Below are 6,431 nucleotides of genomic sequence, written 5' to 3' on the forward strand. Positions count from 1 at the left end.
GAACGAAGAAACACCGTTTGTACCCCTTCTTTTCTTTGTGCAGGAAAACAGAAGCAATGATTTTCCTGAAAATATTTTATTCTTTCAAGCTTTTTAAATACGCAATGCTCTTTGGTACTTGTTCACCCGGGTGGTTGCTTTCATCTTCAATAAAATAATGTTTTATTCCCACTTTTTTGGCTTCTCTTAATATCGCAGGAATATCAATTTCGCCCGTCCCCAATGCTACATCATTTTCCTGGGAAGTGCCGCCGCTCAGGTCTTTCTTAGTTCCTTTCTTCAGATCCTTTAAATGCATCAGTTTCCACCGGTTCCCATATTTTTTGAGCAAGGCAACAGGATCGCCGCCGCCAAAGTGTACCCAGAGGATATCCATTTCAAAAGAAACATCATCCGGGTTGGTATTTTTAATAAGATAATCAAGCAAAGTGCCATCCTGGTATGGCTGAAATTCGTAACCATGAGCATGATAACAAAAAGTGATTCCGCTGTCCTTTAAAATCTTACCGGCTTTATTAAAATCTTCCGCCGCCTGTTTTGCATTCTCTAAAGTAAAGCCTGAATTGGCGTGAGGTATCCAGGCACACATCACATATTTTGCGCCCAGGCTTTTTGCCGTATGCGCTACTGCTTCAGGAGATTTCGCCAGCTCATTATAATCGGCACCCGTAGCAATGATCTTAATGCCTCTTTCTTTGCACAGTTGTTTAAATTCCTTTGCAGGCATTCCATAACTTCCGCCTTCATATTCAGTGAAGCCAAGTTGCTGAATCGTGTCGAGTGTTTTAACAATATCAACAGGAAAACTTTTTCGGAAAGTATATGATTCAATGCCAAGAGGAGCGGTGTATAATTTTTGTGCAAATGCATTTCTTGCAACAAACAATACCGGCAATAATAAAAGTGTGAGGTATTTTTTCATCTGGAGAAATTGTATATTTTAAAAAGAAAAGTATTTTAAATTTTATGAAGCGAAGGAAAAAAATTAAAATTACTCATCAAAGATAAATGTAAGAGGCTATAAAGATTTCTTCAGTAAAAAAAGAAATTATCATGATTTTTATTCAGGGATTGCAGGTTTTCATCTGGCACAGGCCAAGAGCTCTTCGTCTGAACAAAGGACACCTTTTCAAAAGTTTCATTCCTTATTTTTTCTCAGTTACCTGGCGAATCACACGTAGCCAGTTGAGGCCTAATATTTTTTTTATTCTTTCATCACTGTAGCCCAATCTTTGCATCGCCATGGTCATCTGCGGATAATCGCTGATGTCTTTAATTTCCCTTGGCAATTCCGGCCCACCATCGAAATCCGAACCAAGGGCAATATGATCGTCGCCAACTAAATTGACGCCATAGTCGATCACTTTAGCCAGTTGATCTACGTGCATCCAGTACTCGCCAGGAATGGTTCCTTTGAAATTTAATGGAACCTGTTTTGCCAGTTCCTTATCAACCTCTTCAATGGTTTTCAAGGGAGATTGATGTACTGTTCCCGGCTTCGTCTCATTAGGTATTTTCTGCCATGCAAAATATTTTGGATTATTAAACAGGCTTCCGAATTGGATACCAATTACTCCGCCTTTTGATGCCACCGCTTTTGCCGCTTCGTCTGTAATACAGCGCGGATGTGGCACAATGCTATAAAATCCACCATGACTATAGACTATTGGCTGCTGGCTTGCCTGCGCGCTTTGAATTATGGCGTCGTTAGATGCATGGGCAACGTTGATAACCATGCCGAGGCTGTTCATTTCGGCGATGATCTTTTTGCCAGGATCATTTATGCCACCCCAACGACTGACGTCATTGCATGAATCAATGAAAGCGTTCGTTGTATTATGAGCCGTAAGCTGCATGGATCTCAGCCCTAAGCGATACAGCGCGCGCAGCAGGTTGATATCGCCATCAAGATCGTAGCCGCCTTCCAAGTCCAGGAAAGCCGCCATCTTGCCTTTCTTATTGATACGTTCTATATCAGAAGCTGTAAGCGCCAGCTCAATCATCGAATGATTCTTTTTTATTTGATCCAATGCAAGGTTCACTACCCGGAATGTGTTTTTCACCTCGAACCTGCCGGGATAATATTGTTCAGGAGTATATACCGTGAAGAACATTGCATCCAGCCCGCCTTCTTTAGCTCTTGGTAAATCCACAGTCCCATCCGGGTAACGCTGGCCGATATCTGTTCCCAATAAAAGTTCACGCGTCATTACATGTACATGCCCGTCCATCACAAATGCTTCGCGATGCAGTTTTGGCATGGGGCCGCTTTTGGCCGCTAAAGGAAGATTGCCTCCATCGACAGAACCGGCAAAAAAAGATTCCAGTGGAAAGCCACTTTTGGCTAAAGGCAATAACGCTAAACTCTTAATCAGGTCTCTCCGTTTCATAGTTTTCAGTTCATTTATTTATCAGGCATTCACAATTGTCGCGCAAAAGTTTAATCGGAAAAACCCCTGATGTAAGGGCGGTTTGGTGGCCGCTCGCCCTTGCTGAATTGTGCGCCCCGTGTAGAACGATACGTCATGTTCATGAATGGCGTTTCGATACGGCGCCCCAACGGAGAGTATTGGCCGTTCTCCCAGTTCGAATCCATATAGTGATTGGTAATACCGGTCGATAAAAGCAGCCGTTCCGCATTGAACGGTTCCTTCCCGGTTACCATCATTTCTGTGATCCAATGGGGTTGGGAGTTGGAAGCATGATACTGGCTGAAGGGGCCCGGCCAGCCAAGCATAGAGATTATAATTGGTTCACCACGCCCTTCGATATCCCCCGCCCAGGTCCAGCCAACGCCATGGCCGGAAATTACTGCGGCTTTGGTTCCATCATTATACTCTACGATACAGGTATTTGCCTGGGCGTTTTCCTGGAAATGTCCCGGCTTCAATTCAAATTTATTTGACACGGATTCAACCAGTTTTGATGCCCATGAATTCCGCTTTACCCATTCCCAGGTTTCGGGGCCGCGGATTGACTGTACCGATTTAACTCCTGTCTCACCACCTTTGCGCCGCTCAACGAAACACTGGAGCACATCTATAGCATGGAAAATGGCTCCCTCATCTGCGGCATCTGCCAACACGATCGAATTCTTTATTGGCGTATCAATATCAACTTCCACCTCGGGCGTGCGATAATAAGTCGGTATGGAAGATCCTCCCGTCAGGGGAAAGTTTAGCTCCCGGGATTTATCAAACATCCATTTGGCTTCGTTCCAGTTGTAGGAAAGGTGCTTGTCATTAAACACAGGCACCGAGCGCTTGCTATCTTCAAAAACGCGCATAACCTGCTGGTAAATCCACCAGCGTGGCAGCAGCCAGTGGCCCTTGAGATCAGTCCGGTAGTTCCCGTGTTCTGCAACGATGACTACGCCATCCACCGCCAATTCTTTACCTCCAAGGGTCACCGCCTCACTCACTGACTTAAAGATGGGGATGTTTTTGGCTTTGGCTACCTTCTGTCCCAACTGGCTTTCTTCAAGCTGGTGAATATAAATGGATACCACTTCCACGCGTGAAGGTTTATAAGCTCCATCCCACCAATACCCGTCTATCAGCTTATTTGCAATCCAGTCCGCATGGGATCGTGGAGCAGCCCAATAGCTGGCAAGGACTGCTATACGAGGTTTTTTTTGCTGAACCCCGGGAAAAGCTTCGGCTGCGTTGCCGGCCAGGGCTGTGATACCCGCCATACCAAACATAGTAAGTACCTGGCGCCGGTTGAAGAGTACGTCTGACTCTATAATTTCAGAAATGTGGATTGATTTTTCGTTACCAGCTTCGATCTCTGTTCCTTTTTTTGACATTGTTTTTAAAATTCCCGATTTTGAATAAAGTTACGAGTCAGAATTCAATTGCCGGAGTAATGTTTCACCATTCCAAAACGATCTATTCCATCCTCACAAAATTTTGCAGATGAAATTTAAAAATTTGATTAATAGGGCTAATCCCTAAGATAAAATGGGGTGACCGGTATTGTTGGCTGGGGATAAAACGACGGCTTCCACTTTTAAAAGGTACACCGGCTGAAGTATTAATTCTCTTTTGCGGTTGCTTTTGCTTGGCATCCGTGTTAATAGTAAAAACTTACTTTGAACGTCATTGCGAAGCACCGGAGGAAACTTTATTTTTTTGAGGAATGTTCATGGTGTTGAAGCAATCTCATTAATGAACATCATAAATCTTTTTTGAGAAACAAAAATCAATCTTATTTATCGCTTCACTGAGTTTCCGCAAAAGACCATGCAGCCAAACCGAGAGGTTATGAAATTGATGTGATATAATTACATACTGTGCGCAATGTCCACTATCGTGAGCCGTTGCTGAGAAAGAAGTTTTCAATCCAAAGACGATAGTTAATATCCTAACAAAGCTGTGTGAAATTTTATGATCAATATTTCCGTTTCAACCTTGATTTTTATTGCCATCAGGTTGTTTGCAAAATTGCTTTGTCAAGCGTTTTCTAAAACGTCTGTCGCCGTTTGATTACCGAGTTGTTCGGCTAATCCGATAAGAAGTCCTTCCGTCCCGCGAATGTAGCAAAGCCGGTAAATGTTCTCATAATTAACCACTTCTCCAACCACTTCAGCACCATGCTTCGCAAGCCTGGATAGCAATTCGTCAAGATTGTCCACCCTAAACATAACACGGAGATAGCCAAGAGCGTTCACCGGGGCAGTCCTGTGATCTGCTATGGTATCCGGGATTAGAAATCGTGAAAGTTCAAGCCGGCTGTGTCCGTCTGGAGTAACCATCATAGCCACCTCCACCGATTGATTGCCAAGTCCTGTCACCCGCCCTGCCCATTCGCCTTCAATCATTGCCCGTCCTTCAAGTTTCAGCCCTATTTCTGTGAAAAAAGAAATGGCATTGTCGAGGGACTGAACAACAATACCCACATTGTTCATCTCAATCAATTTACTTTTTGTCATAGCTGTTATTTTCTTATGAAGTTTTGTTTAACCAGTTTTCGTATAGATGTTTTGCTAGTTGTGCATACGTTGAAGCAAAGAGTAACTACTCCTCTTCATCAAGGTTAAAATCCTTTACTTGCTGCTTCAATTTTTTAATCCATTTGGTCCATATCCTAAAAGATAAAAGAATCAGTTGGCACACAATCACTGAACTAAATACCAGTATCAGCCCTTTTTCCTTTGTAAAATTGATTACTGATGTAAAAAAAATAATGATTGAGAGGCTATACAGGGAAGTGACGATTATTGAAGAAATGGAAAGTCGCTTCACGCTCATTAAATAATCCTGAATTGACAGTTTCAGGTTCGCTCCCCTGATAGGTCTTATTATGGCAATATAACCTATAATATCATTGAAAATGTATAATAACAAACCAACTACCAAGGCCAGATTTGCATAAAACGGTTTTTTATCACCATCAAACCAATCGTAGTAAATAAGTAAAAAGAATACCAGGATAATCGTCTCAATTACCAGTTTTGTTCTTATTTTTTTTATAGATGAGTGATTGACCATTCTGGTCATTCGTTCTAAATCTTCTTCACTTTTGAATTCTCCAGTCGTATTTTGCCAGCCTGCTTTTAGATCATTTAGTTCCATAATTTTTATTTTAATATTTGTTTCAATTTATTTTTAATTCTGTTTAATCGTACACCTACGTTGCTTTCACTTAATCCTGTTATTGCAGCAATTTCATGGTAATTGAAGTCTTCGAGGTATAGAGATATGACGGCTTTTTCTGAATCGTTCAATTTTCGCAATGCCCAAAATAACCGCTCCTCATTTTCTGAAATGGATTTTTCGTCAGAGAGATGAAGGTGTTCGGGAAATTCCTGGTAATAATCAACAGATATTTTTGATTTCCGGTAAATAGCGATTGCAGTATTCAGCGCAATCCTGTACATCCATGAACTTACTTTAGATTCTCTTTTGAAGGCCGGATAAGATTTCCAAAGTTGATAAACTATTTCCTGGAATAAGTCTTCCTGATCTTCTTTGTTATCCCTATATAACCTGCAAATTTTATAGATGATATTTTGATAGTCGTGGACCAGCGCTAAAAATTCCTTTTCCATACTATCGTTCTTTTTTTAGTCATTAAGAATTTCTTTATAACGTTTTTAAATACGTTATATAATGCATAGGTTGCTTAATTAGTGAAAAATCTTACAGGTTTATAAAATATTTTTAGTAGTTAATTGAACTACTCAGACGGTCTGCCGAAGATAGTTCCGCCTGCGTCCCCTTTTGGCAGGGGAAAAAAAACCTTCAGAATGGGAAAGGTTTAAACCCAAAAAGTTCATTAGCTAATTTTTCTAATGGCGGCCATTGGAGAATATGTGTATAAAAACTGCTCTGATATTGTGTTTCGGATAAAAATTATTTTCTAAAATTGAAGTAAGAAAATCTTAATGGTGAAAAATGGATCTAAAGCTTTCCTTTACTGATAAAGAA

6 protein-coding genes are annotated in these 6,431 nt (G+C 41.3%); all 6 read right to left on the reverse strand.

Annotated elements, in window-relative coordinates:
• Positions 1-76: 76 nt before the first annotated feature.
• The 6 genes from EFY79_RS16730 to EFY79_RS16755 all read right to left on the reverse strand — a co-directional run bounded on the left by EFY79_RS16730 (position 77) and on the right by EFY79_RS16755 (position 6,052).
• Positions 77-922, reverse strand: coding sequence for a sugar phosphate isomerase/epimerase family protein (locus EFY79_RS16730; protein WP_123121871.1), 846 nt, complete (start codon positions 920-922; stop codon positions 77-79).
• 223 nt (positions 923-1,145) lie between these two features.
• Complete coding sequence (locus tag EFY79_RS16735) at positions 1,146-2,390, reverse strand: dipeptidase (RefSeq protein ID WP_123121872.1); 1,245 nt, start codon at positions 2,388-2,390, stop codon at positions 1,146-1,148.
• 50 nt (positions 2,391-2,440) lie between these two features.
• Positions 2,441-3,694, reverse strand: coding sequence for a hypothetical protein (locus EFY79_RS16740; protein WP_199727562.1), 1,254 nt, complete (start codon positions 3,692-3,694; stop codon positions 2,441-2,443).
• Between the two features lie 759 nt (positions 3,695-4,453).
• Positions 4,454-4,933 carry a VOC family protein gene (locus EFY79_RS16745; protein WP_123121874.1) on the reverse strand — a complete coding sequence of 160 codons (480 nt, stop codon included), beginning with the start codon at positions 4,931-4,933 and terminating at the stop codon, positions 4,454-4,456.
• Between the two features lie 85 nt (positions 4,934-5,018).
• Complete coding sequence (locus EFY79_RS16750) at positions 5,019-5,576, reverse strand: hypothetical protein (protein WP_123121875.1); 558 nt, start codon at positions 5,574-5,576, stop codon at positions 5,019-5,021.
• Between the two features lie 5 nt (positions 5,577-5,581).
• Positions 5,582-6,052 carry an RNA polymerase sigma factor gene (locus EFY79_RS16755; protein ID WP_123121876.1) on the reverse strand — a complete coding sequence of 157 codons (471 nt, stop codon included), beginning with the start codon at positions 6,050-6,052 and terminating at the stop codon, positions 5,582-5,584.
• Positions 6,053-6,431 lie beyond the last annotated feature (379 nt).

The sequence above is a fragment of the Hanamia caeni genome, from assembly GCF_003721595.1.
GTDB lineage: Bacteria > Bacteroidota > Bacteroidia > Chitinophagales > Chitinophagaceae > Ginsengibacter > Ginsengibacter caeni.